We start from the raw sequence: 665 nt of genomic DNA, 5'->3' as shown, positions 1-665 counted from the left end.
CCTGGGGGAGTACTCCCCCGATCCGGACGCGGACCGCGCCGCGGAGGACCCGGCCGAGGTGAGCCGGGCGCACTGCGAGGCCTTCCAGGCCTGGATGGTCCAGACCCGTTCGCCGGCGACCGGGCTGAACAAGCACAAGGCGCTCCAGCAGTTCTTCAAGTGGCTGCGGGACGACGAGGAGGAGATCGACCGGTCGCCGATGGACCGGGTCCGGCAGCCGAAGATCCCGCAGAGGCTGGTGCCGGTGATGCGCGACGCCGAGACCTCCAAGGTGCTGGGCACCTGCAAGGGCAAGGCGTTCCTGCAGTTGCGGGACGAGGCGGTCATCCGCCTCTACTACAACACCGGCGCCCGCCTGTCCGAGGTCGGCAACCTCGCCCTGGCCGACATCGACCTTGCCACCGAGTCCGTCCGCTACCACGGCAAGGGCAGCAAGGACCGCCGAGTCCGCTTCGGTCCGAAGACCGCGAGGGCGCTCAGCCGTTACCTCCTGGCCCGGTCGAAGCACCGCGGAGCCGACCTTCCCGACCTGTGGCTGGCCGACCGCGGCGCGAGGCGGCTGGCGTCCAACGGCATCAAGATCATGATCAAGCGCCGCGGTGCGGCAGCCGGTCTGACCGGCGTGCACGCGCACCGCTGGCGTCACAACTTCGCCCACGAGTGGA

General features: G+C 70.2%; 1 protein-coding gene. It reads left to right on the top strand.

Going from position 1 to position 665, the window contains the following annotated elements:
* Window positions 1–665: tyrosine-type recombinase/integrase (locus tag IH54_RS0138765; protein WP_031526340.1), on the top strand; the 665-nt coding region annotated here is incomplete at both ends.

The organism is Streptomyces sp. NRRL F-5123, from assembly GCF_000721495.1.
GTDB lineage: Bacteria > Actinomycetota > Actinomycetes > Streptomycetales > Streptomycetaceae > Actinacidiphila.
The sequence above is the reverse complement of the archived record's forward strand: the minus strand, read 5'-3'. Positions and strand labels throughout refer to the sequence as shown.